The sequence below is a fragment of the Pseudoalteromonas sp. GW168-MNA-CIBAN-0100 genome (genome assembly GCF_040309225.1).
GTDB classification, from domain to species: domain Bacteria; phylum Pseudomonadota; class Gammaproteobacteria; order Enterobacterales; family Alteromonadaceae; genus Pseudoalteromonas; species Pseudoalteromonas arctica.
The window spans coordinates 1-243 of sequence record NZ_JBEOOL010000973.1; the positions used below are offsets into that span (position 1 = coordinate 1).

A 243-nucleotide genomic window follows, 5' to 3' on the forward strand; every position below is an offset into this window, starting at 1 on the left:
GTGTAATGCAGCAAATCAGCAAATAAATTTTTATAAAGCGATAGGCGACTTATATTTGCGAACCCCAAATTTATTTGCTCAGCGGCTCTTAAAATCATTAATTGCGCATATTGGTCCTTTGCTCCCCGGGAGCCGAGTTTTATATGCCGAACAAGCAATGATTTATTTAGCAACCGACGCCGAGCAGCGCCACATACTTATTAAAAGCTTAAAGAACAAAATAGTTTGGTACAGGGTAAAAGC

At 39.5% G+C, this 243-nt stretch carries 1 pseudogene; it reads left to right on the top strand.

The features are described 5' to 3' along the window. Positions 1–243: pseudogene (locus AAEY62_RS24240) on the top strand (hypothetical protein); the annotation flags it as partial.